At 59.3% G+C, this 24,754-nt stretch carries 25 protein-coding genes; 10 read left to right on the top strand and 15 right to left on the bottom strand.

What is annotated here, in order from left to right; genetic code table 11:
• Together P1U71_RS12425 and P1U71_RS12430 are read right to left on the bottom strand one after the other, a co-directional pair.
• Positions 1–1,434 (bottom strand): peptidoglycan-binding protein (locus P1U71_RS12425; protein WP_301105928.1); only part of this gene is annotated, 1,434 nt, incomplete at its 3' end.
• An 818-nt stretch (positions 1,435–2,252) separates the two neighbouring features.
• Positions 2,253–2,432, bottom strand: a complete 180-nt coding sequence (locus P1U71_RS12430; protein ID WP_301105929.1) for a hypothetical protein — start codon at positions 2,430–2,432, stop codon at positions 2,253–2,255.
• Between the two features lie 162 nt (positions 2,433–2,594).
• Between P1U71_RS12430 and P1U71_RS12435 the strand changes: the two genes are divergently transcribed.
• Genes P1U71_RS12435 through der form a run of 3 tightly spaced genes read left to right on the top strand, consistent with a single transcriptional unit; the run spans position 2,595 to position 5,949 of the window.
• On the top strand, positions 2,595–3,242 hold the full coding sequence (locus P1U71_RS12435) for a tetratricopeptide repeat protein (protein ID WP_301105930.1): 648 nt from the start codon (positions 2,595–2,597) through the stop codon (positions 3,240–3,242).
• Positions 3,243–3,246: 4 nt separating this feature from the next.
• The gene (locus tag P1U71_RS12440; protein WP_301105931.1) at positions 3,247–4,608 is read left to right on the top strand and encodes a PQQ-binding-like beta-propeller repeat protein; all 1,362 of its coding nucleotides are present in this window, start codon (positions 3,247–3,249) and stop codon (positions 4,606–4,608) included.
• A gap of 3 nt (positions 4,609–4,611) precedes the next feature.
• Positions 4,612–5,949, top strand: coding sequence for a ribosome biogenesis GTPase Der (der, locus tag P1U71_RS12445; RefSeq protein WP_301105932.1), 1,338 nt, complete (start codon positions 4,612–4,614; stop codon positions 5,947–5,949).
• A gap of 15 nt (positions 5,950–5,964) precedes the next feature.
• Here the strand turns inward: der and P1U71_RS12450 are convergent, their stop codons facing one another.
• From P1U71_RS12450 to rpsF, 13 genes are all read right to left on the bottom strand, one after another.
• Positions 5,965–6,657, bottom strand: a complete 693-nt coding sequence (locus P1U71_RS12450; protein ID WP_301105933.1) for a hypothetical protein — start codon at positions 6,655–6,657, stop codon at positions 5,965–5,967.
• A gap of 168 nt (positions 6,658–6,825) precedes the next feature.
• Complete coding sequence (locus P1U71_RS12455) at positions 6,826–7,524, bottom strand: SDR family NAD(P)-dependent oxidoreductase (protein ID WP_301105934.1); 699 nt, start codon at positions 7,522–7,524, stop codon at positions 6,826–6,828.
• Positions 7,525–7,548: 24 nt separating this feature from the next.
• Entirely contained in the window at positions 7,549–9,021 is a 1,473-nt protein-coding gene (purF, locus tag P1U71_RS12460) for an amidophosphoribosyltransferase (RefSeq protein WP_301105935.1), read from the bottom strand.
• A complete protein-coding gene (locus tag P1U71_RS12465; RefSeq protein WP_301105936.1) occupies positions 9,021–9,713 on the bottom strand; it encodes a CvpA family protein in 693 nt (230 codons plus the stop codon). Before P1U71_RS12465 ends, purF begins: the two co-directional genes overlap by 1 nt.
• Before the next feature lie 8 nt (positions 9,714–9,721).
• Complete coding sequence (gene radA, locus P1U71_RS12470; RefSeq protein ID WP_301105937.1) at positions 9,722–11,104, bottom strand: DNA repair protein RadA; 1,383 nt, start codon at positions 11,102–11,104, stop codon at positions 9,722–9,724.
• Between the two features lie 71 nt (positions 11,105–11,175).
• Positions 11,176–11,952 (bottom strand): ABC transporter ATP-binding protein, encoded by a 777-nt coding sequence (locus P1U71_RS12475; protein ID WP_301105938.1) that lies wholly within the window; start codon positions 11,950–11,952, stop codon positions 11,176–11,178.
• 5 nt (positions 11,953–11,957) lie between these two features.
• Positions 11,958–12,734 carry an ABC transporter permease gene (locus P1U71_RS12480; protein WP_227950202.1) on the bottom strand — a complete coding sequence of 259 codons (777 nt, stop codon included), beginning with the start codon at positions 12,732–12,734 and terminating at the stop codon, positions 11,958–11,960.
• A 3-nt stretch (positions 12,735–12,737) separates the two neighbouring features.
• Positions 12,738–13,850: an alanine racemase gene (gene alr, locus P1U71_RS12485; protein WP_301105939.1), complete on the bottom strand. Its 1,113-nt coding sequence runs from the start codon at positions 13,848–13,850 to the stop codon at positions 12,738–12,740.
• Between the two features lie 16 nt (positions 13,851–13,866).
• On the bottom strand, positions 13,867–15,345 hold the full coding sequence (locus P1U71_RS12490; RefSeq protein ID WP_301105940.1) for a replicative DNA helicase: 1,479 nt from the start codon (positions 15,343–15,345) through the stop codon (positions 13,867–13,869).
• Positions 15,346–15,498: 153 nt separating this feature from the next.
• Positions 15,499–16,131, bottom strand: a complete 633-nt coding sequence (rplI, locus tag P1U71_RS12495) for a 50S ribosomal protein L9 (protein ID WP_301105941.1) — start codon at positions 16,129–16,131, stop codon at positions 15,499–15,501.
• Entirely contained in the window at positions 16,131–17,084 is a 954-nt protein-coding gene (locus P1U71_RS12500; RefSeq protein ID WP_301105942.1) for a DUF2232 domain-containing protein, read from the bottom strand. The genes rplI and P1U71_RS12500 overlap by 1 nt, the downstream gene beginning before the upstream one ends.
• A gap of 46 nt (positions 17,085–17,130) precedes the next feature.
• On the bottom strand, positions 17,131–17,367 hold the full coding sequence (gene rpsR / locus P1U71_RS12505; RefSeq protein ID WP_161315505.1) for a 30S ribosomal protein S18: 237 nt from the start codon (positions 17,365–17,367) through the stop codon (positions 17,131–17,133).
• The gene (gene rpsF / locus P1U71_RS12510; RefSeq protein ID WP_301105943.1) at positions 17,367–17,822 is read right to left on the bottom strand and encodes a 30S ribosomal protein S6; all 456 of its coding nucleotides are present in this window, start codon (positions 17,820–17,822) and stop codon (positions 17,367–17,369) included. Before rpsF ends, rpsR begins: the two co-directional genes overlap by 1 nt.
• A gap of 198 nt (positions 17,823–18,020) precedes the next feature.
• Here rpsF and fabD point away from each other — a divergent pair, with 198 nt between their 5' ends.
• From fabD to P1U71_RS12545, 7 genes are all read left to right on the top strand, one after another.
• Entirely contained in the window at positions 18,021–18,974 is a 954-nt protein-coding gene (gene fabD, locus P1U71_RS12515; protein ID WP_301105944.1) for an ACP S-malonyltransferase, read from the top strand.
• A gap of 21 nt (positions 18,975–18,995) precedes the next feature.
• Complete coding sequence (gene fabG / locus P1U71_RS12520) at positions 18,996–19,733, top strand: 3-oxoacyl-[acyl-carrier-protein] reductase (RefSeq protein ID WP_301105945.1); 738 nt, start codon at positions 18,996–18,998, stop codon at positions 19,731–19,733.
• A gap of 181 nt (positions 19,734–19,914) precedes the next feature.
• A complete protein-coding gene (locus P1U71_RS12525; protein WP_301105946.1) occupies positions 19,915–20,145 on the top strand; it encodes an acyl carrier protein in 231 nt (76 codons plus the stop codon).
• A 57-nt stretch (positions 20,146–20,202) separates the two neighbouring features.
• Positions 20,203–21,459 carry a beta-ketoacyl-ACP synthase II gene (fabF, locus tag P1U71_RS12530; RefSeq protein ID WP_301105947.1) on the top strand — a complete coding sequence of 419 codons (1,257 nt, stop codon included), beginning with the start codon at positions 20,203–20,205 and terminating at the stop codon, positions 21,457–21,459.
• Between the two features lie 20 nt (positions 21,460–21,479).
• Positions 21,480–22,457 carry an endolytic transglycosylase MltG gene (mltG, locus tag P1U71_RS12535; protein ID WP_301105948.1) on the top strand — a complete coding sequence of 326 codons (978 nt, stop codon included), beginning with the start codon at positions 21,480–21,482 and terminating at the stop codon, positions 22,455–22,457.
• Positions 22,458–22,542: 85 nt separating this feature from the next.
• On the top strand, positions 22,543–23,781 hold the full coding sequence (locus tag P1U71_RS12540; RefSeq protein WP_301105949.1) for a hypothetical protein: 1,239 nt from the start codon (positions 22,543–22,545) through the stop codon (positions 23,779–23,781).
• Between the two features lie 76 nt (positions 23,782–23,857).
• A complete protein-coding gene (locus tag P1U71_RS12545; protein ID WP_301105950.1) occupies positions 23,858–24,745 on the top strand; it encodes a YicC/YloC family endoribonuclease in 888 nt (295 codons plus the stop codon).
• Positions 24,746–24,754 lie beyond the last annotated feature (9 nt).

Below are 24,754 nucleotides of genomic sequence, written 5' to 3' on the forward strand. Positions count from 1 at the left end.
CTTCTGTTCCGCCGTTAAATTTAGCTTGTCTATATTCTCGACGGCTCTTTTTCCATCTTCTCCATAATGATAAATGAAGATCTTCTCCGATTCCTCTCGTTGGCTTGCAGCGGTTTTATCAACATGCGTGCCGATATTCTGTGCGATGCATTGACAGGAGTAATATGTTCTTGCCGAGTTGCTTTGCTCACACTGCTCATAGACTATTTTACTCTCCGGAGACAGGGTCTCCGCATAGGCTGCTATTTTGTCCTGCTCAGCCTGATAAGCGGCCTGTGCAGCGGCCTGCTTATCCTTTGCCGCTTGCTTTGCCGCAGCTATTTCCGGCGGAGGGGAGGAGAAAGTCGTCCATTCCTCGCTATAGAGGAAGGGTTCGAAGTTATCGACGCGGAATTCAAAATCATTGCCTGCCTGCACATGGGCGAGCAGGGCAGCCACCTCCGGCCCCTTTGCCTGAAAGCGGAGGTTCGCCGAACCGCCACCCGAGATATTCTTCGCCGTGATAACCGTTCCACCGAAGCGGATCAGGATAACAGAGGGTGGATCATAGCTGTCGGTTTTCCGGAAGTCTTTCCCGACCATTTTGCGCATGTCAATCTTGACATCGGGCGGCGCCTGCATGCTGCGCAGATCGCGCTGGGCGAAAAGTTCTTCTCCCTTGATCTCGGCATAAAACCGCTCCGGCAGCCGATCCTTGATCAGCAGCCATTTCCCTTCCAACTGCGGCGCACCGCCTTCATAGGCATAGGCGCGGTCGTAATCACCCGGGTTGAGGGATTTCTGTGGGGCGGCTGCTTGTTCGACTTTAGGCTCCGGTGCCTTCGGCTCTGCTGCCTTTGGCGCGGGCGTCTTCTTCTCCGGCGCGGCGGCGGTTGTCGTTGCGGTGGCCGGTTCCGCTTTTGTCGCTGCCGTCTCGTTCTTCTCGGAGGTGGCGGTGCCCATAGGCGTCGGTGCGGCCTTCAGCGTGCTGACAAGGTCCGGGGTGACATTGCCGTCCGCTGTGAGGCTGTGGGATGACTGGAAGGCGGCGATTGCCTTTTTCGTGTTCGGGCCATAGGCGCCATCGACGCCAATGTCATAGCCAAGACGTTTCAGTTCCTTCTGCGTTGCCATCACCAGCGTCTTGTCATTATTGCCGGTGACCGCAGAGCCAGACGGGGCCGTCGTCGCCGGGGCGGTGGGTGTCGCCACTGTCTTGGTCTCCGGCGCGACGGGTTTGGTGGGCTCTGCGGTCGTTGCCGGCTTGTTCACCTGGCCCTCGCCGTCGGAGGTGCTGGGCGCTTCGGGCGCCGCTTCCTTGATCGCTTGCCCCGCCTTGTCGGTCAGTTCCTTGGCGGTGTCTTTCAATTTATCCAGCCAGTCCGCCTGTACACTCCCGACGGAGAAGAGGGACAGGCTCAGGAGGATGAGGATCGTCAGGATTTTTTTTGGCACGGTCTGTGTCTTCCTTTTCTGGTCCCCGGTAATCTCTGGGAAATGGCGTTCGAGGCGAACAACTTGCAGTGGATGTTTAGCTCCCGATTTTATAGGCCATGTCGGGCTTGTAAAGAATTTTATCGTGACAGAACGGGCGCTTGCGGACTCGCCTCACTGCGGGGCCGGGCGAACAGGGCGGCGGTGCGCTTTTCCGATGCCGCCATCGCGGCAGTTTATCATTAGGGTTATTGCATATGCGGCGTAGTCATGCTATACTGCGCGGGCTAGAAGGAATTGGATTTCACTGCCACTTCGCCCCTTTTTCCGGGGGAATTCCAAAGGAGGTCTAGGACAGCTTGGATACCAAATTCCCGATATATAGCGATGTCGATGATACCACGAAAAAGAGACCCTCTGCGAACTGGTATCGCCGGAATTGGGACGAATTTTAAAGGACGCTTTTCTTTAATGGCGCCTTGCGGATAAATAGGACGTCCTGTGCCGGATAAAAATCGGCATCGTCGTGAGCGGCGAGGACCGGCGCTTATTCAAAACATGAATGTGCATGTCGGTATCCCCGTCAGTTTCTTGGACGCCCAGGTGGGACCCCTCGGACGAAATTTGCCGCGACCTCTGTTTGTCAGCCTTTCTTTTTGGCGCAAATGGCGGCGTGCAATCGTCCGCCGCGTCTCCCCAACAGGAACTTTTCCGAAGAGAGATTGCCCGGCTCTTGGCCAGAGCCTTGCGTCTTGACGCGGATGGGAACCGGTGTCCTCCTTTCAACCATAGCCCGGATGCTCTGGAGGGGGAGACCCCGCACCGTCCGGTTCGCCCCTCTACCCGCTGCCGAAGGTCTTGTAGAGGAAAGCGATGACCAGCGCCAGCGCGAGCCAGATCGCGATGTTGCGCAACAGGGCCGCCTTGCCTGCGCGCCGCGTGTAGTAAAGAAACCCCGGCAGCACGAGGAAGAGCACCGCCACCATTGCCACCAGCTGTAAAATTTGCCCTTCGCCCATGAAATTCCGTTCCGAATGGTTATATACTCCGCCATACTATATAGTTTCGCGAGCTTTCCGGCCAAATTATCAAATTTTCCGCGATGCGCGAGACAACATTTGCTTAAATTGCCCCGGCGGTTTATTTTGCACCGGATTTTGACGGCGGAACTGGAGTTTTTTGTGGCCGATATTTTTAATGAGGTGGATGAAGACGTCCGCAAGGAAAAATCCCTGGCGCTGTGGAAGAGCTATGGCAAATATGTCATTGCCTTGGCGGTCCTGATCGTCGCGGGCACTGCGGGCTATGTCGGATGGCAGAATTACACGGTGAGCCAGTCGCGCAGCCAGGGCGCCGAATTCGAGGCCGCCGCCGCGCTTGCCACCGATGAAAAACACGGTGAGGCCGCCGCCGCCTTTGCCGGTCTCGCAGAATCAGGGAATAGCGGATATCGTCCGCTCGCCGCGCTTCGTGAGGCCGAGGCGATGATCGCCGCAGGCGAGGGAGAGAAAGCCCTCCTCGTTTATGAAAGGCTCGCGGCGGATGGTTCGGTCGATACGGAATTTTCATCGCTCGCCAGCCTGCTTGCGGGTTATTATCTGCTCGACACCGGCACGACCGATCAGCTGCGCGAACGGATCGCCCCGCTGACGGAACCCGGCGGCCTCTGGAGCGCGTCGGCCAATGAACTGCTCGCGCTCAGCTATATCAAGGATGGCGACAGTGCGAAGGCGAAAGAGGTGCTGGCCCTGATCCAGAATGACGCCGCCACGCCCGAGGATATCAAGGCCCGGGTGAGCCAGCTTCTCGCCGCGATTGAGGATAAGTGATCGAATGCTGATGCGCCCACGGTTTACCCTGATCCGGCAGTCCATGCGACCGGCCCTCGCGGGCGCGGCGCTCCTTACGCTTGCCGCTTGCGATTGGTTCGGCAATCCGGAGGCGCCGCCGCTTCCCGGGGACCGGATCTCGATCCTCTCGCTGGAACAGACGCTGGAGGCCGATGCGGGCCTCGCCGATCTGGAAGTGCGCCTGCCGGCCCCGTATGAGAATGCCAACTGGCCGCAGGCCGGCGGCATCCCGAACCATGCGCTTTATCATCTGGAACTTGGCGATGACCTGAAGGAAGCCTGGCGCGTCGATATCGGCGATGGCTCGGATGACGAGAACCGCATGTTCTCCTCCCCGGTGATCGCGAATGGCAAGGTCTATGTGATGGACAGCAGTACCACCGTCACCGCCTATTCGGCGGCGGATGGCAGCAAGCTGTGGGAGCGGAACCTGACGCCGGAAGATGAGGACGAGGGCAGCATCGGCGGCGGTGTTAGTTACGAATATGGCCGTGTCTTTGTCACGACGTCCTACGGGGATGCGATTGCGCTGGATGGGGAGACCGGCGAGGAACTTTGGAAAACCAGCCTCGGCGTGCCGCTCCGCGCCGCGCCGACCGTTGCGGATATGCAGGTTTTCGCCATCACCTTCGACAGCCGGATTTTCGCCTTCGACGCGGCGACGGGAGAGATCAACTGGAATTTTGAGGGCGGCGTGGAAACCACCGGCCTTCTCGGCGCGGCCAGCCCGGCCTTTGCAAGCGGCACCGTCGTCGTGCCCTTCGCGAGCGGGGAGATTTTCGCTCTCCGTGCCGTCAACGGGCAGCAGGCCTGGAGCGATCAACTCGTTCGCCGCCGTTTTTACAGCTCGCTCACCTCGCTCACCGATATCAACGCCTTCCCGGTGATCGACCGGGGCGTCGTCTATGCCGCCAGCTATTCCGGCCGCATGATCGCCGTCGATCTCCGCTCGGGCAACCGGATCTGGGATCAGGAAATCTCGACGCTTCAGACTCCGTGGGTCGCGGGCGATTTCCTCTTTGTCGTCACGACCGATGGCGATCTCGTCTGCCTGTCGCGGCGCAACGGCCTGATCCGCTGGGTCCGTCCGCTGGGGAAATATGAGGATCCGGAGGACAAGCGCGATCTTATCATCTGGACCGGCCCGATATTGGCGAGCGACCGGTTGATCCTGGTCTCGAACTACGGCGTGGCGGTCTCGGTCTCTCCCTATGACGGGAAGGTGCTCGGCCAGATTGAGCTGTCCGACAATGCCTCGATCCCGCCGGTGGTGGCCGGAAACACCCTTTATATCCTGACGGACAACGCCGATCTGGTGGCGTTGCGCGCCTCAAGCGAAGAATAGAAGATGTCCTTTACCGTTGCGATTATTGGCCGCCCGAATGTCGGCAAATCGACCTTGTTCAACCGTCTGGTGGGCAAGAAGCTGGCGCTTGTCGATGATACGCCGGGCGTCACCCGTGACCGCCGCGAAGGCGAGGCGAGCATCAGCAACCTTCATTTCCGGGTGATCGACACGGCGGGGCTGGAAGAAAAATTCGACGACAGTCTGGAGGGGCGGATGCGCCGCCAGACGGAAATCGCCCTGGAGGAAGCGGACGTCGCGCTGATGCTGATCGATGCGCGCACGGGGATCACGCCGCTGGACAAGCATTTCGCGGGCTGGCTTCGAAAGTCGGAAACGCCGGTTATTCTCGTTGCCAATAAATGCGAGGGCAAGGCCGGGATGCCGGGCCTGATGGAGAGTTTCTCCCTCGGCCTTGGGGAGCCGATTGCCCTCTCCGCCGAGCATGGCGAAGGGCTGTCGGAGCTGTTTGACGTGCTGCTCCCGTTCGAGGCGCAAGAGGGCGACGAGGACGAGGACGACGACGAAAAGCCCCTGCAGCTTGCTATCGTCGGCCGCCCGAATGCGGGGAAATCGACCCTCGTCAATCATCTCATCGGGGAGGAGCGGATGCTGACCGGGCCGGAGGCCGGGGTCACGCGCGACGCCATCGCCGTTGAATGGAACTATGAAGGCCGCGCGATCAAGCTTGTCGATACGGCGGGCCTCCGCAAAAAGGCGCGGGTGCAGAAGAAGCTTGAAAAACTCTCCGTTGCCGACAGCCTTCGCGTGATCCGCATGGCCGAGGTGGTCGTCCTCATGGTCGATGCGGAAGAAACTTTCGAGAAACAGGACCTTACCATCGCCGCCCATGTGATCGAGGAGGGGCGCGCCCTCGTCATCGCGGTGAATAAATGGGACACGGTAAAAGACCGGCAGGGCACCTTGAAGCTGATCCGCGACCGGCTCTCGATCTCGCTGCCGCAGGTGCGCGGCGTGCCGGTGATTACGTTGTCGGCGCTTTCCGGGCGCGGGGTGGAAAAGCTGATCCCGGCGGTGCTGGAGGTGTATGAGCTCTGGAATACCCGCATCTCGACCGCAAAGCTCAACCGCTGGCTGGAAATTATGCTGGAGCAGCATCCGCCGCCCATGGCCAAGGGCCGCCGCCTTAAAATCCGCTATATGACGCAGGTAAAGGCCCGCCCGCCGACCTTCAGCTTGTTTATGTCCTCCCGCGGCGAACTGCCGGAATCATACTTGCGCTATCTCGTGAACGGCCTCCGCGAGGACTTCAACCTCCCCGCCGTCCCGATCCGGATTTTTCCAAGGACGGGGAAAAATCCTTACGCGGATAAGGGGTGAGGTTGTGAGATTGAATTACTCTGAGTTGAAAAGACGATAGAGTTTTTTTGCGAAGTCTTTTGTATGTTCCTTATCTCCACCTAATCCCATTGTTTCAGTTTCTATGATCCAGAGGTGCTGAAATAACTGTTCAATACATGCGCCGTTCATCAAATGATTACAGACGCCTCCTACATAACTATCATATTCATCGCGAGCTACTGGATACTCAGAGATTCCAATTGGATCCCAGCTATAAAGAAGTGCGTCGCTTACCATTGAACGGAGTTGATCTTCCCTGTTTTCGAACGGTCTAAATTCGCGATCCATAAGTTTGCGATATTTCAGAAATAGTTCGATTTCCTCGGCATGACCATCCAAGAGCCGTTCATAAAAAAAGTGGTTAGCTGCCCATTCAGGAAATACAAGCGCAGAAGAAATTTGACCTACGCCATTATCGTATGTTTCCAATCTCCAAAATCTTGAGAGTCTATCATCTGAGATATCAAAAAATTCTGCGAAGAAGGGTGTTGGAAATTCGTCCATTTCACTATCACATAGATAAAATAGAGGGCTGTTATCCCAAAACACTATCCCATAAACTGTATATTCTCTGCCTATTTCAAGATTGAGTTCACCATCAGGCATATTGATATACTTTTCTAGTCTAGCCAGTAACCTTTCATCAGAAATGCTTTTCAAGTTATCGAATTTGGCAATTACCTTCACAGCTTGTCCCCACATTGAATCGATAGTTTAACCGATCCTAAGGCAACCACCATAGGGTGGAGGCCAGCGGTCAATAGAAGAATAGTTTTCGCATAGATAGATTTTTCTAATGGAAATATTACATTTTTAGTTGCGCAATTCAACCGAGGAAAATGCTACTGAGAGTACCTAATTTCCAAACACCGTCCCATTCTTATCGCTCAGCACAGCGTCGAGGAACATCTGCGCCTTGGTGTCGGGGAGGGGGTGGTCCTCCGGGTTTTCGGCGGGGTAGGCGATGGCGCGGAGGCGGGTGCGGGTCGGGCCGGGGTCGATGAGGTTGACACGGACGTTCGTTTTGGCGACCTCGGCGGCGTAGGTTTTCGCGATCACCTCAAGGGCTGCCTTGCTGGCGGCATAGGCGCTCCAGAACTGCTTGTTCTCATGGGCGGGCGCGGCGGTGACGAACAGCGCGCGGCCCGCCTCGCTCTGGCGGAGCAGGGGATCGAGGGCGCGGAGCAGCCGCTGGTTCGCATGGACATTGAGGCGGAAGACCTCTTCCCACAGCTCCGGCACATATTGCTGCGTCGGCATCAGCTTGCCGACCATGCCCGCGTTGCCGACCAGGATATCGAGCTTTTTCCAGCGCTCATAGAGCGGCATGGCGAGGCCGTCGATGGCGGCGGTGTCGAGCAAATCAAGCGGCACGAGCGTCGCACTGCCGCCCGCCTTCTGGATATCGTCATCCACTTCCTCCAGCCCGCCGACGGAGCGCGCAACGAGGATGACATGCGCGCCGTGCCCCGCGAATTTTTTCGCAACCGCCGCGCCGATGCCGCTTGAGGCGCCGGTGATCAGCGCCACTTTATCTTTCAGTTTCAATGACATGAGATCTTTCGTTCGGCTTAGGTATTAATATCGCTCGGCGAGCAGGGTGAGTTCCTTATCGACGCCGCTCTCGTTATCGACGAGCTCGATCGGATAGTCGCCGGTGAAGCAGGCGTCGCAATATTGCGGCTGCTTGTTATTGCGCCCCTCTTCGCCCATGGCCTTGTAAAGCCCGTCGAGGGAGATGAAATTGAGGCTGTCCGCGCCGATGAAAGCGCACATCTCATCAAGTTCATACTGCGCGGCGAGCAGCTTGGCGCGGCTCGGCGTATCAACCCCGTAGAAGCAGCTATGGGTGGTCGGCGGGCTGGCGATGCGCATATGCACCTCGGTTGCGCCGGCCTCCCGCACCATCTGCACGATCTTGGTCGAGGTGGTGCCGCGGACGATGGAATCATCGACGAGGATGACGCGCTTGCCGTTGATCAGCGCGCGGTTGGCGTTATGTTTCAGCTTGACGCCGAGATGGCGGATCTGGTCCGTGGGCTCGATAAAGGTGCGGCCCACATAATGGTTACGGATGATGCCAAGGTCGAAGGGGATGCCCGATTCTTCCGCATAGCCGATGGCGGCGGGGGTGCCGCTGTCGGGCACGGGGATGATCAGGTCGGCCTCGACCGAGTTTTCAAGCGCGAGCTGGCGCCCGATGGCCTTTCGCACATCATAGACCGAGCGCCCCTCGACCACGCTGTCGGGGCGGGAGAAATAGATATGCTCGAAAATACAGAAGCGCTTGGGCGGGGCGGAGAAGGGGAAGTGGGAACTGATCCCGCTATCGTCCACGACGATGACTTCGCCCGGCGATACATCGCGGATGAATTCCGCGCCGATGATATCAAGCGCGCAACTCTCCGAGGTCAGGATATAGGCGTTTTCGAGCTTGCCGAGCACCAGCGGGCGCACCCCGTGGGGATCGCGCATGCCGATCATCTTCTTGCTGGTCAGCGCGACGAGGGAATAGGCGCCGGTGATCTTCGACATCGCATCGACGAGGCAATCGACAATGCGGGTTTTCTTGCTGTTGGCGACGAGATGGATAATGACTTCGGTGTCCATGGTGGACTGGAAGATGCTGCCCTCCTGCACGAGGCGGCGATGCAGGGTGGAGGCGTTGGTGAGGTTGCCGTTATGGGCGACGGCGAGGCCGCCATTGGCGAGATCGGCAAAAATTGGCTGGACATTGCGAAGGACGGTGCCGCCCGTCGTGGCGTAGCGGTTATGGCCGAGGGCGGCGCTGCCCTTCAGGCTGTTGATCACTTCCTCGGTCGAGAAGTTGTCGCCGACCTTGCCCATGGCCTTGTGGGAATGGAAATGTTTGCCATCATGGCTGACGATCCCGGCGGCTTCCTGACCCCGGTGCTGCAGCGCATGGAGGCCGAGGGCGGCGAGGGCGGCCGCTTCCGAATGGCCATAAATTCCGAATACCCCGCATTCCTCATGCAGCTTGTCATCATCAAACGGATTGCACGAAACGCGGTCGGCGGAAATCTCTGTCATTAGGGTTTTTCCTGTGAGCTCTTGGTTAGGTTTTCCATCTGCTGTCTGGCCTTGTCATCATAGCCCTTGTCGAGGAGGTTTTTGGCCCCTTCGGCACCGTCTTTCAGCCCGTCCTTCACGCTGTCGGGCAGCTCGTCATATTTCTCTTTCAGGCGATCCATGGTGTCTTTGTCGCTTTCCTTCGAAATATTCAGGTTCTCCTGCATATCCGGTGGCAGCAGCCGGGCAATAAACTCGCCGCTGGCTTCGATAATCGGCAGCATCTTCGCCTGCAATACCCAGTCCGGCCGGTCTTTCTCCGGGATGAACTGGACGAAAATCAGCCAGGCGATCCCGAGCAGGATGGCACCGCGCGCGATGCCGAAGAAAATACCGAGGGAGCGATCCAGCGCGCCCAGGCTCGATGCCTTGACCTTTTCCGATATTGCATGGCTGATATAGGACAAAATGACGAGAGAGAGAATAAAAATCACCGCCCCGGTCAAAATATCTGCGATCAGCAGGTTCAGAATGAACTCCCGCGCGATCGGCTGGAGCAACGGAAACAGGTAAAGACTGAGGAAAACCGCGCCGACCCAGCCCGCGACCGAGAGGGTTTCCTTCACGAACCCCCGGACGAAGCCGAAGATCGCCGAAATCAGCAGGATCACCAGTATAACGGCGTCGGCGCCTTGGATGGGCATGTTTTCCATGGATACTCCTATACTGCCCGGGTCATCGGCTTGGTCTCCGAGAAGAGCGAGACGATTTCCCGTAAATGCGCAATTTCAATAATCTTCATCGGCCCGCTTTTGACCTTGCTGCCCGCCGGGATGATGGCGGTGGTAAAGCCGAGTTTCGCCGCCTCCTTCAACCGGGCGTCGGTCTGGCCGACGGGGCGCACCTCACCGGAAAGACCAATCTCCCCAAAGAAAAGACTGCCCGGCGGCACCGGAATATCCGAGACGGAGGAGACAAGCGCCGCCGCCACGGCGAGGTCCGCCGCCGGTTCCTGCACCCGAAGCCCGCCCGCGACATTCAAATACACCTCGCTGCCCGAAAAGGAAAGGTCGCAGCGCGTATCCAGCACGGCGAGGATCATGGCGAGGCGGGCATTATCCCACCCGACGACAGCGCGGCGCGGGGTGGCCTGCGCCGTGGCGGCGACCAGCCCCTGAATTTCAACCAGCAAGGGTCGTGTCCCCTCCATTCCGGCAAAGACCGAGGCGCCGCTGATTGTCTTGTCGGGGCTGCTGATAAAGAGGGAGGAGGGGTTGGCGACCTCTTTCAGGCCGGCGTCCGACATCTCGAATACGCCGATTTCATCCGTCGCGCCGAAGCGATTCTTGACCGCGCGTAAAATCCGGAACTGATGGCCGCGATCCCCTTCGAAATAAAGCACGGTATCGACCATATGCTCCAGCACGCGGGGACCGGCGATCTGCCCGTCCTTGGTGACATGGCCGACCAGAATAACGCTGGTGCCGGTTTTGCGGGCGAGGCGGATCAGCTCCTGAGCGGAGGCGCGGACCTGCGCGACCGTGCCCGGCGCACTCGGCAGGTTATCGGCAAAGACGGTCTGGATCGAATCGATGACCAGAAGTTTCGGCGCGGGGCTTGTCTTTTCCACGCTGGTGATGATATCGCGGATTGAGTTGGCGGAGGCAAGCTGCACCGGCGCATCGGCCAGGCCGAGCCGTTGCGCCCGCATGGAGATTTGCTGCGTTGCCTCCTCCCCGGAGATGTAAATACAAGGCGCGCCCGCCATCGCCATTTTCGCGACCGCCTGAAGCAGCAGCGTCGATTTGCCGATGCCGGGATCGCCGCCGATCAGGATGGAGGAACCCGGCACGAAGCCACCGCCCAAGACGCGGTCCAGCTCGCCGATATGGCTGATCGTGCGTTTATAGTCGGAGATATCGGCATTGAGCGCCGTAAAGGTGAGGTTGCGCCCCTTGCCGGTGGTGAGGCCGCTCGGCACGGCCACATCGGCGGTGCTTTGAAGAAGCGAGTTCCACTCCCCGCAGGAATCGCAGCGCCCCTGCCACTTCCGATAGGTTTCGCCGCAGTTCTGGCAGGTGAATTGTTCGCTGGGTCGCGCCATTCAGCTTTCCGTTTTAATCTGTTTCGGTCGCCGCCGTAAAAGTCTCAAACATGGGCGGATTGCCCAAAAATTCAGGGTTTCAAAATATCCAGCTTGATCGGGCCATCCACATCGCCATGGACAAATTGCTCCACATAAGGGTCGCCGCAGGTATCAATGTCCGCCGCCGGGCCCGCCCAAACCACATTCCCCTTATAAAGGAGCGCGATACGGTCTGCAATTTTTTGCGCACTCTCCATATCGTGGGAAATGGTGAGCGTTGTCGCGCCGAGGTCCTGCGTGCAGTCGCGGATCAGGTTGTCGATCACATCGCCCATGATCGGATCGAGGCCGGTCGTCGGCTCATCGAAGAAGATAATCTCCGGCTCCGCCGCGATGGCGCGGGCGAGGCCGACGCGCTTTTGCATGCCGACGGACAGCTCCGCCGGGGTCTTGTCCGCAAGGTCGGGGCCGAGGCCCACAAGGGCGAGTTTCTTGATCGCGATATCCTTTGCCTCTTTACGCTTCATGCCATGGGCCTGGATCAGGCCGAAGGCGACATTCTCCCATACCGTCAGGCTGTCGAACAGGGCGGCATATTGAAACAGCATCCCGGTCTTGAGCAAGATCTGTTCGCGCTTGTGGCTGCTGGCGTTGGTGATATCCTCCCCGTCGATAAGGATCTCCCCGCTTTCAGGTTTCAGGAGGCCGAGGATGCATTTCAGCATGACCGATTTCCCGGTGCCGGAGCCGCCGATGACGACCAGCGATTCCCCCTCGGCAATGGACAGGTTGAGGTTATCGAGAATGACCTTCTTGCCGAAGGCCTTGCAGACGTTGCGAAGCTCGATTTTCGGTGTCTCGGCCATGACCCTTAATCGATCAGCAGGACGGTGAGGAAATAGTCACTGATCAGGATCAGCACGAAGGAGGAGACCACCGCGTTCGTCGTTGCCTTGCCGACCCCTTGCGCGCCGCCGGTCGAGTTGAACCCGTGATAGCAGCCCATCAATGTGACGATAAAGCCGAACACGCTCGCCTTGATCAGGCCTGACACCACGTCGCGGATTTCAAGAAATTCGAAGGTATTGTTGAGATAGTTGCTGGCATTGAAGCCGAGCTTCTCCGTCGCCACCAGAAAACCGCCCGAGACGCCGATGATATCGCCGATCAGCACGAGGAAGGGGAGGGTGACCAGACCCGCAATCAGGCGCGGGGCGACAAGATACTTAAACGGGTTGGTGGAGAGGGTGACGAGGGCGTCAATCTGCTCGGTGACGCGCATGGTGCCGATCTCGGCGGCGATGGCCGCGCCGACCCGGCCCGCGATCATCAGGCCGGAGAGGACCGGGGCCAGTTCGCGGGTGAGGCCGATGACAACGATGGTCGCGACCGCGCTCTCCGCGTTGAAGCGCGAGGAGCCGACATAAATCTGCAGCGCCAGCACCATCCCGGTAAACAGCGCCGTCATCCCGACCACGGGGAGCGAGTAATAGCCGATATCCATCATCTGCTTGCCGAGCAGGCGAAGATAATAGGGCGGCACGATGCAATGGCGCAGGCTATGGGCGGTGAAGATGGCAATCCGGCCGACCGCGGCCATGAAGGACAAAAAGACCCGTCCGATTGTGGCTAGAAAATTCTTTTCCATCCCCTAGACCGCCGCGTCCAGATATTCACGGTAATAGCGGTTGCCGAGGGAGGTCAGGATTTCATACGGGATCGTCTCCGCATGGGCGGCCACTTCATCAAGCGGCACCGCGCCGCCGATCAGATCGACAAAGGCACCAGGCTGGCAGTCTTCCGCCGGAACCTTGCTGACATCGATGGTGATTATATCCATGGAAACGCGCCCTACTACTGGAACCTTGATCGTCTTAACCGCACATTCAGCCTTATTACCCAGGGCGCGGAAATAGCCGTCTGCGTAGCCCACAGAAACGGTCGCAATCCGGCTTGATCCTTCAGTTCGGAATGTCGCACCATAGCCAACGGGAATTTCGCTGTCAACGTCCTGAACCTGCAGGATACGCCCGCGTAACCGCACCACTTCGCGCATCGGATTGGCCGTACTCGCGCGGGGGTTGCCGCCAAAAAGCGCGATGCCGGGGCGGACCATATCGAAATGAAACTCGGCGCCCAGAAATATCCCGGCGGAATTGGCGAAGGAGACGGGCGTCTCACGCAAGGCTTCGGGCAGGATGGAGCGGAAAAAATGAAGTTTTTCAAGCTGTTCGCGGTTCATCGGATTATCGGGCATATCAGCGCAGGCCAAATGGCTCATCACGAAATCGATCTTGATGTTTTCCAGTAGCTCCGGCGTTGCCGCCAGCTCCCGTATTTCCGCCTCCAGCAGGCCAAGGCGGGTTATCCCCGTATCGAGATGGAGAAGCGCGTGAAGCGGCCCATGGTCTGTCGCATACGCCGCCCATTGCCGGATGTCATGGAGGGAGTTGAGGACCGGCACCAGATTATGCGCGACATAGACCTCCTCGGTCTCGGGCAGGATCCCGCCCAGAATATGGATGGCCGCGTCGGGGAGAAGGGCACGGAGCGTGACGCCTTCGCCGGGCAGCGCGACGAAGAAGCGGCGGCATCCCGCCTCATAAAGGGCCGGGCCGACCCGCTCGATCCCGAGGCCGTAGGCATTCGCCTTGACCGACGCCGCACATTCGGCGGGCGCGGCCTGATCCCTCAGCAGGCGGTAATTCTCTTTCAGGGCCGCAAGGTCGATCGTCAGATGCGCGCCGGCCAGTTTCGGATCCATCTACTATCGTCTCCGCTCAATGATGGTCCGGCAGATATTCGTCGGAGATATAATCGCCAAAGCGCGTGAATTCGGGCTTGAAATGCAGCTTGATAATGCCGATCGGGCCATGCCGCTGCTTGCCGATGATGACTTCCGCGAGGTTATGCAGGCGCGACATGCGCTCCTGCCAGTCGGCATGCTCGGGCGTGCCCTCCGACGGTGCCTTGCGTTCCTCGTAATAGCCTTCGCGATAGACGAACATGACCACGTCGGAGTCCTGCTCGATCGAGCCGGATTCGCGAAGGTCAGAAAGCTGCGGGCGCTTGTCATCGCGGTTCTCGACCTGTCTCGACAACTGCGACAGCGCGATCACGGGGATATCGAGCTCTTTCGCGATGGCTTTGAGGCCCTGCGTCACCTCGGATATTTCCTGGACGCGATTATCCTGACGCCGGCCGGAGCCCTTCATCAACTGCAGATAGTCAACCACGACAAGGCCGAGGCCATGGCTGCGTTTGAGCCGCCGCGCGCGCGTCCGCAGCGCCGCGATGGAAAGCGCGGGCGTATCATCGATATAAAGCGGCAGTTCGGAGAGCCGCGCCGTTTCCGGCACCAGCTTGTTGGCAAACTCGTCATCGCTGAGGTCGCCGCGGCGGAGTTTTTCCGAGCTGATCTCGGTCGCCTCCGCGAGGATACGGCCAACCAGCTGTTCCGCCGACATTTCGAGGGAGAAGAAGCCGACAACCGCGCCCTCCTTGCCGCCCGTCGCATGATAGGCCTTCGCCGCGTTATAGGCGATATTGGTGGCGAGCGAGGTTTTCCCCATGGAGGGACGCCCGGCAAGGATGAGAAGGTCGGATTTATGCAACCCGCCGAGCTTGCCGTCCATGTCTTTCAGGCCCGTTGTCACGCCGACCAGATTGCCATCGCGCTGGAACGCCTCCTCAATGGATTTGAGCGCCTCATCCACGGCAACGCGGACCGGCATCAGCGCGCCTTCATGCGCCCCGTTCTCGGCGAGGGAGAAGAGTTTCTGCTCCGCATTCTCGATTTGCGACTGGGAGGTTTCCTCCAGGTCCGAATCATAGGCGGTGTTGACAATGTCTTCGCCCAGCAGGATCAGTTCGCGCCGCATGGCAAGGTCATAGATCAGCCGGCCGTAATTTTCCGCATTGATGATGGTGGTGGCGGAGGCGGCGAGGCGGGCCAGATATTGCGAGCCACCGATATCGGCAAGGCCCTCGTCGCGGTCGAAATAGGATTTGAGCGTGACCGGATCGGCGATTTCCCCGCGCTCGATCAGCAAGGTGGCGGCGTCGTAAATGCGCTGATGCACATCCTCGGCGAAATGTTCCGGCTTCAGGAAGCCCGAGACCTTCGCTGCCGCATCGTTATTGACGAGAATCGCGCCGAGCAGATCCTGCTCTGCCTCTATATTATGCGGGGCCGTGCGATAGGCGGGGCCATTGCTATCCTCGTCCAGACGGCCGTCATTAAGCGATACGGTTTCCATGGAGGAATACTAACATACTTTCGAATGCACGCGGAAAGATCGTTTTTAAAAAAGCTGTGGATAAGGGTTATCCCCAGCCTGTGAACTTCGGGGATAAAAAAACGGCGCCGCAAAGGGCACCGTTTTTGTTGTGTCGTAAAAAGGGGAGGCGGCTTACGCGTCGTCCTTGGTTTCTTCCGTCTCGGCATCAACATCAACACCGGCGGCAACCTGCTCAAGTTCCTCGACATCCACATCGGCGGTGGATTCAAAAACATTGACGACGGCTTCGTCGCGGCCATCGAGCTTGGCTTCGGCGGCTTCCTCAACAGATTCGCCGCGTGCCTGAATTTCCGCTTCCTCGTTCGAGCGGGCAATGTTGACCGTGACCGAGACAGCGACTTCCGGATGCAAACGCACCTTGATGTCATGCAGGCCGAGTGTTTTCAGGACCTTGTCCAGCTCGATCTGCTTGCGGCTCACGGTGAAGCCGGCCTCGGTAACCGCTTTCGCGATATCCTGCGTGCTGACAGAGCCGTAAAGCTGCTGGGATTCGGAGGCCGCGCGGATCAGGACAACGGCTTCGCCGTCGAGCTTCTCGCCGACTTTTTCCGCTTCCTCGCGGCGTTTCAGGTTATCCGCTTCGAGCTGGGCCCGCTGGGCTTCGAAAACCGAGAGGTTTTCCTTGCTCGCCCGGAGCGCCTTGTTCTGCGGCAACAGGTAATTGCGGGCATAACCGTTCTTGACCGAAACGACGTCCCCCATTTGACCGAGTTTCTCAATTCTTTCCAGTAATACTACTTCCATCAGTCTTCCTCCTGGCGGGGGGCGGGCGCAAAGCGACGCCGGAACCCGACCCAATTTTCCATCAGCCCCAATATCGCGATTATCAGGACCAGCCATAACATCATAACCGTCGCCACATAGATCGCGCCCAGAATAAACGGGCGTCCGTTCCATCTATGTGACACCACATGGATAACCGCCATTCCCTGCAGGAAGAACAGTATCTCCAGCGTGATCACCACGGCCCCCAGCAGCGGGACGGTCGCATCCAAAAGGACGCTTATGACCGTCGCTCCGATAAAGGCCAGCGCGAGCCAGTTCGGCAGCGCCATCTTCGTCAGTTCCGGTGTCGGCCGGAGATTCCTGCTGAAGCGGACCAGCAGCCCTTGGGCCAAACAGCCGCTCAACAGGATAAACAGTCCCCACATCGGGCCCAGAAACTGCGGCAACATCGCCACAAATTCCACGCCGGTCAGTGCCGGGGCGACACCCTGTATTTCCATCATCTGCACCAGCATCTGATCGAACCCGTCGATCAGCGCCTGCCGCAGCGCATCGTCCCATTGCAGCAGGCCCATGGCCAGCAGCGTCAGTCCGATTGAGATACCCGCCCACCACATCAACAGACGGTCGGCGGGGTACCAGTATCTTACGCCGTCACTCTCCTGCCAGAGCAGCGCCTGCCGAACCAGCAGGATTACCGGAAGGCCGGAAACCACCGCATAGGCGAGCGCGAAGTCCATGTTGATCGCAAAGGCGGCGACCACCACACTGGTGAGGGCGGAGATAACGGCGCTTCTCACGCCAAACCCCAGCCCGGACACAAACAGCGGGACCAGTGACAATATCCAGAAGATCAGGGTCTGCAGTGCCGTCCCTAACGTGGTGCCGCCCGCATTTCCAACGATGGAAAGCATGACGAGCGCCGTGTTCAGAACACCGAGCGCAACGGCAACTACCAGTTCCTTGACCATTGTCTATTTACTCCAGGGCCGGTAAAGCGCACCGCCCCCGGACTTTCTATTTTACCAGAAACGGCAATAGCGCAAGGTTTCTTGCCCGCTTGATGGCCGTTGCCAGTTCGCGCTGTTTCTTGGCGGAAACGGCGGTGATCCGGCTTGGCATGATTTTCCCGCGCTCGGATACATAGCGCTGCAGAAGCTTGACATCTTTATAGTCGATCTTCGGCGCGCCGTCTCCCGTGAACGGGCAGGTTTTGCGGCGGCGGAAAAACGGGCGGCGTTGTGCGTCAGCCATTATGCGTCCCCTTCGTCGGTTTTATCGTCGGATGTGTCCTCGGACTTGTCTTCTGCTTTGTCCTCATCAGAGGCTTTTGCAGCAGGCTTGTCATCACCGTCATCGTCGTCACGGCGGCGTTCCGGGCGGGCGCTGCGGCTCTGCAGCATCACGCTGTCGCCTTCTTCCAGCTCTTCGACCTTGATGGTCATGTGACGCAGCACGTCTTCATTCAGAAGCAGGTTGCGTTCCATTTCCTTCATGGCATCGACCGGTGTGTCGAGATTGAGGAGAACGTAATGGCCCTTGCGGTTTTTCTTGATCTTGTAGGCAAGATTGCGAAGGCCCCAGTTTTCAACCTTGGCGACGTTTCCGCCCCCCTCAGTGATAAAGCTGGACATATTTTCGGTCAGCGTTTCCACCTGCTGGGTGGAGATGTCCTGACGCGCAATAATAACTGTCTCATACAGAGGCATATATAAAGCTCCTTATGGCTCTTGGGTGTCTGGAGTTACGACATGTAACCGAACAGACTTAGCCGACCTCCGTCGGCAAGGAGTATTGAGGCGGCGGACTATACAGATTTTACCGCCAGATGCAAGTGGGCTTGACAGGAAATTTTGCTGCAATATGACTGTGACAGTAACTTGACCAGAATTGGACCCGAAAAAACCATGACACGTGCATTTGTATTTCCCGGCCAGGGCAGCCAGGCCGTCGGTATGGGGCAGGAACTGGCGCAGAGCCATGCCGCCGCCCGCGAAGTCTTTGAGGAGGTGGATGAGGCGCTCGGCCAGAATCTTTCCCGGCTGATGTTCGAAGGCCCGATCGAGGAGCTGACCCTGACCGAGAATGCACAGCCCGCCCTGATGGCGGTCAGCATGGCGGTGGTCCGTGTCCTTGAAAAAGACGGCAATATGGATTTTGCGAAAACCGTCAAATATGTCGGCGGGCATTCCCTCGGTGAATATTCCGCGCTGACGGCCGCCGGCGCGCTCGATCTTTCCGATGCGGCGCGATTGCTGAAAGCGCGCGGGCAGGCGATGCAGCAGGCGGTGCCGGTCGGTGTCGGCGCGATGGCCGCGCTCCTCGGGCTGGAGATAGGGCCGGTGGAAGAGGCCGTGGCGGAGGCGCAGGAAAAATCCACCTCCGGCGAAGTTTGCGTGGTCGCCAATGACAATGCAAATGGCCAGGTGGTGCTTTCCGGCCATAAGGCGGCGGTCGAGGCCGCGATCGAGATTGCCACCGCCAAGGGATCGAAGAAGGCGATGCTGCTCCCCGTGAGTGCGCCGTTCCATTGCCCGCTGATGCAGCCCGCCGCCGACGCGATGGCGGAACGGCTGCAAGAGGTGGTGATTTCGCCGCCGCGGGTGCCGCTTGTCGCCAATGTGACGGCAAGTGAGGTGAGCGATCCCGATACCATCCGCCGCCTGCTGGTGGAGCAGGTGACGGGCCGGGTCCGCTGGCGCGAGAGCGTCCTTTATATGGGCGAGCAGGGCGTCACTGAACTGGTGGAACTCGGCGCCGGCAAGATCCTGACCGGCATGGTCCGCCGGATAAACCGCGAGATGACCGGCTCGGCCGTCGGCACACCGGCGGATATCGACGCCTTTTTGGCGAAACTCTAAGGGAAGCGGGAGTAGAAGAGAATGTTTGACCTGACAGGAAAATGCGCGCTGGTGACCGGCGCGTCCGGCGGTCTCGGCGCGGCGATTGCGCGCGATCTGCATAAGCAGGGCGCGACGGTGGCGCTTTCGGGCACCCGCGAAGACGCGCTGAATATCGTGGCGGCGCAGCTAAAGGATCGCGTCCATGTGCTGCCCTGCAACCTTTCTGACGAGGCGGCGGTCGATGCCCTGATCAAACAGGCCGAAGAGGCGATGGGGCAGGTGGATATCCTGGTCAACAATGCGGGCCTGACCCGTGACGGCCTTGCCATGCGGATGAAGGACGAGGACTGGGACCTGGTCATGGATGTCAATCTGAAAGCCGCGTTCAAGCTCTCGCGCAATGCGCTTCGCGGCATGATGAAGCGGCGCTTCGGGCGGATCATCGGCATTACCTCCATCGTCGGGGTGACGGGCAATCCGGGGCAGATGAACTATGCGGCCTCGAAAGCGGGGATGATCGGCATGTCGAAATCCCTTGCGCAGGAAGTGGCGACACGCGGCATCACGGTGAATTGCGTGGCGCCGGGCTTTATCGAAACGGCGATGACGGATGCGCTGCCCGACGCACAGAAAGACGCGCTTCTGTCAGCGGTTCCGGCCGGGAAACTGGGCGATCCCGCTGATATTTCCGCCGCCGTGGTCTATCTTTCCTCGGACGAGGCGGCCTATATGACCGGCCAGACGCTGCATGTGAACGGCGGCATGGCAATGATTTGATTACGCTGGCATGGCTCCCATATAAAAATCAAATCACGGTGAGGTTTTCTTTGCAAGAGGATCAAAGTATGTTAGGAAGCCGCACCAAATTGACCGCCAATGGTGCTTGAATTTTTGGCACCTTGGGGGTAAGGAATGAGCATATACTTTTTGAACTGTCGGATTTTCTAAGGATACAGATATGAGTGATATCGCAGGGCGCGTTAAAAAAATCGTTGTTGAGCATCTCGGAGTAGATGAAGGCAAGGTAACGGAAGAGGCGAGCTTTATTGACGATCTGGGCGCAGACAGCCTGGATACGGTCGAGCTTGTCATGGCGTTTGAAGAAGAATTTGGCATTGAAATTCCGGATGACGCCGCTGAAAAAATCCTGACAGTAAAAGACGCCATCACGCATATCGAAGCTGCGTAACTGGCCGGGACCCGGGGTTCCGCATTTCTTTTCCTGAAACTATACAGTGGGTGACGCATGCGACGAGTGGTGGTAACCGGACTGGGGCTTGTAACCCCGCTGGCGAACGGAGTTGGGCCGACCTGGAAAAAGCTGATCGCCGGTGAATCCGGGGCGGCGATGCTCACCAAGATCGACACGACGGATTTGCCTGTCCGCTATGGTTGCGAAGTGCCGATCGATCCCGACCAGCCGGATTCCTTTATCGCGGACGACTATCTGGCGCCGAAAGAGCAGCGGAAAGTTGACAGCTTTATCCAGTTCGGCATTGCCGCCGCGGATGAGGCGATTGCGGACAGCGGCTGGAAACCCGCAACGGAAGAGGAATTCTGCCGCACCGGTGTCACCATCGGTTCCGGCATCGGCGGCCTGCCCTCGATCGAGGCGAATGCCATTACCCTCCATGAACGCGGACCCCGGCGCATCGGGCCGTTCTTTATTCCGGGCGCGCTGATCAATCTGGTCTCCGGCCAGGTCTCCATCCGTCACGGCTACAAGGGCCCGAACCATGCGGTGGTCACCGCCTGTTCGACCGGCGCCCACGCCATTGGCGATGCGGCGCGGATGATTGCCGATGACGATGCCGACGTCATGGTGGCGGGCGGCGCGGAAGGCGCGATCTGCCGCCTCGGTATCTCCGGTTTTGCCTCCGCCAAGGCGCTCTCCAGTTCCTATCATGACGCGCCGGAAACGGCGTCACGTCCCTATGACAAGGGCCGCGACGGCTTTGTGATGGGTGAGGGCGCGGGCGTTGTCGTCGTCGAAGAATATGAGCATGCGAAGAAACGCGGCGCGAAAATCTACGCCGAGGTTCTGGGCTATGGCCTCTCCGGCGATGCCTACCATATCACCGCGCCCGCAAGCGATGGCGACGGCGGCTACCGCGCAATGCAGATGGCGCTCAAAAAATCCGGGCTGAGTGTTGACGATATCGGCTATGTGAATGCGCATGGCACCTCGACCATGGCCGACTTTATCGAGGTTGGCGCAGTGGCGCGGTTGTTCGGCGCCCAGGCGAAAAATCTCTCCATGTCCTCCACCAAATCCGCGATCGGCCATTTGCTCGGTGCGGCGGGCGGTGTGGAGGCGATCTTCTCCATCCTCGCGATGAATGAAGGCATCCTGCCCCCGACGATCAATCTGCAGGACCCGGAAGAAAGCTCTGAAATCAATCTCGTGCCGAACAAGGCGCAGGAGAAGAAGGTGGACGCGGTTCTCTCCAACTCCTTCGGATTTGGCGGCACCAACGCCTGCCTCGTGATGAAGCGCGTCTGACCCGGCGCGGGGCGGAGGCGATGAAGCCAGTCCTTTATACCCTGATCGCGCTGATCATCGTGGCGGGCCTCGTGCTCGGCGGCGCGCTGGGCTATGGCTGGCATCTTTTCAAGTCACCCGGCCCGCTGGAGACGGAGACCGTTTATCTCCTTGAAAAAGGGACGGGCCTTCGCGCGCTGGCAGCCGATCTTGAGAAAAATACTATCATTAACAATAATCTGGCGTTCGTTTTTGGTGTAAGACTTAAAGAAAATGCGGCACGGCTTCAGGCCGGGGAATATCTCGTTCCGGCGGGTATTTCCGGCATGGACCTGATGGCGCTCTTTGTTTCGGGCAAGGTGATCGAGCGCCGTCTGACCATCCCCGAAGGCCTGCAAAGCCGGGAGATAAAAGCACTGGTCGAGGCGGCACCGGGGCTCGCGGGGGAGATCACGCGCGAGATGCCCGAAGGCGCGTTCCTGCCCGAAACCTATCAATATCGCCTCGGCGACAGCCGCGATGAGCTGATCGGGCGCATGGCGGCGGCGATGCAGGGGGCGATTGCCTCGGTCATCGCGACAACCCCGCTCCCGAAGGAAATCAAATCCCCGGAAGAGCTGGTGATCCTGGCCTCCATCGTGGAGAAGGAAACGGCGGTTCCCGAAGAGCGGCCGCGCGTCGCCGGGGTGTTCCTCAATCGCCTGCGCAAGGGCATGATGCTGCAATCGGACCCGACGGTGGTCTATGGCGTCACCCTCGGCACGCGCGATCTTGGCCGTCCGCTCAGCAAGAAGGATCTCGCCACCCCGACCGCCTATAACACCTACCAGATGATGGGCCTGCCCAAGGGGCCGATCGCCAACCCCGGCCTTGAAAGCCTGAGCGCCGTGTTGCAGCCGGAGGAAACGAAATTCCTCTATTTCGTGGCCGACGGGACGGGCGGGCATGCCTTCTCCACCACGCTGGACGGGCATAACGACAATGTCCGCAAATGGCGCAAACTTAACAAGAACAAGTAAAATTCGCGTCGCCCGCCTGATTTGACACAAATTTCCGCTGCCGGACGTCATTGCCGAAAATAACCAGGTAAGGAGCGGGCGCCCCATGGCGGTGAGTACGGATACCATTCAGACGCTGCTCCGGCAGCGCCAGGACCTGCGCGAGGCGTTGCTGGAACTGCGAAAAGAGATCGAGACACTGGATGCCTCCTCCCTCAATCTGGTGAACAAAAATATCAAGACAGCGCCGCCTGCCACCGCTGCCACGCCAGCGGGAGAGGCGGCACCGGCTGGCAGCGTCCCGGCAAAAGCGGCATCTCCGGAAACCACGTCCACGTCCACGCCCGCGCCTAAGCCGCCAACGGTTGAGGCCGCACCCGCCTCAACGCCTGCAATGCAACCGATAGCGACAGCCGCGCCGGAGGAAACCGAACCTGTGCTGACGCCTCCGGCGGCACCGGCTAAACCGGAAATCAAGGAAAAGCAAAAACCCGAACCCGCTCCTGCGCCCGAGCAAAAGCAGGAAGAAAACTCCAAACAAGCGGAGGTGCCTGAAAAGGAAGAGAAGCCAAAAAAGGAAGAGGTGAAAGCGCCCGCCGTACTGTCAGTTCCATCCAAAGAGCCGGAGGCGGCGGTGGATCATAACGATCTATCGGAGCTGCTGGAAAAGGCGCGGGGCTTGTCGGATTATCTGCTCGATCATCCCTCCAACCTGCCCGCGGCGGAACTCGGCGCGCTCGATACCGCCATCACGGTGAGCGAGGCGGCGACAACCCCGGCGGAGAAGACGGCCTGCTACCACACCTTGCAGGCGGCCTATCGCAAGATATCGTCCGGTACTTTCGCGGCCTCCGGCGTGAGCGGCACGACCTTGCAGGATAGCGCGGCGGGCGCGCCGCTCCTCTGGACGATCCCTTTCACCCTGTCGATCCTGATCCTCATCCTCTTTCCGCTTCTGCTGCTGGCGCGGCATCTGGTGGGGGAAATGTTTACCGATGACTTCGCCGCTGACCTCACCTGGTCATTCGGTCTGACCGCCGCCTTCCTCTGGGGCGTGGTGGGCACGCTCACGCTGCTGACGCTCAATATCGCGCGGGCGGTCTATCGCCGGCGCTTTGACGGCGGGGTGCAACGATCGCCGGGCCTTCGCGGCACGCTTGGCGGCCTGGTCGGCGGGATCTTTTTCATGATTGTCGAGATTTGGCTCCCCATGAGCGACGCGACGGCGGATTTCGCCCTTGATGCCATCGCCTTTGCGGGCGGGATGCTGTCGGCGATCCTGTTCGCCGCGTTGCAGCGGATGATCAATGCCGTCACCGGCTGGATTGAGCCGCCTAAAAAATAGCGCCGCGCGCTTGTCGCTTTGCCGGTAAGCGGATATACAGGAACGCATATCCTGTCCCCTTTTGCATGAGGCCAATTTGACGATTAACAGTATGACCGGCTTTGCCCGGGCGAGCGGCTCCCTCGACGGGGTCGGCTGGCTCTGGGAGATGAAAAGCGTCAATGGCCGGGGGCTGGAGGTGCGCTGCCGCCTGCCATCGGGATTTGATCATCTCGAAGACAAGATGCGAAAAGCCGCCAAATCGCGATTTGAGCGCGGCAATATAAACCTCCATCTGCAACTTGAGAACCGCGGCTCAGATGTCGCCTATCAGGTCAATCAGGATTTTCTCGACGAACTGCTCACCCTCGCCCATCACTATGTGGAGGATGGTCAGGCCCGCCGCCCGCGCATGGATGGCATGCTGGCGTTGCGCGGCGTGATCGAACCGAAGGAAGACCCGGCCGCCGATGTCGATGCGGACAGATTCGCGGCGGCGCTGCTCGCCTCGGCGGAAGAGCTGATGGAGAGCATGGCGGCGGCGCGCGCGGAAGAAGGCGCGCAGCTGCGCCCGGTTCTTGGCGCGCAGCTTGATGAGATTGAGACGCTGGTTTCCCGCGCGGGAGAGATCACGAAAAGCTGGCCCGAGCGGACCCGCGAAAAGATCAAGGCGCAGATGGCGCTGATCCTGGAGGCGGCGGAGCTGGAGGAGGGACGGCTGGAACAGGAACTCGCGCTCCTCACCACCAAGGCGGATATCTCGGAAGAGATTGACCGGCTCACCGGCCATATCGCGGCAACGCGCGAGCTGCTGGACGGCGCGGGCGGCGGGGTGGGCCGGCGCCTCGACTTTATCTGCCAGGAGTTCAACCGCGAGGCCAATACCCTCTGCTCCAAGGCCCATGACAAGGAGCTTACGCAGATCGGTCTCGACCTCAAGGTGCTGGTCGACAAGATGCGCGAACAGGTTCAGAATATTGAGTAGGAGTTTTGT

Origin of the sequence: Sneathiella sp. (assembly GCF_029233945.1) — a bacterium.
Taxonomy (GTDB): domain Bacteria; phylum Pseudomonadota; class Alphaproteobacteria; order Sneathiellales; family Sneathiellaceae; genus Sneathiella.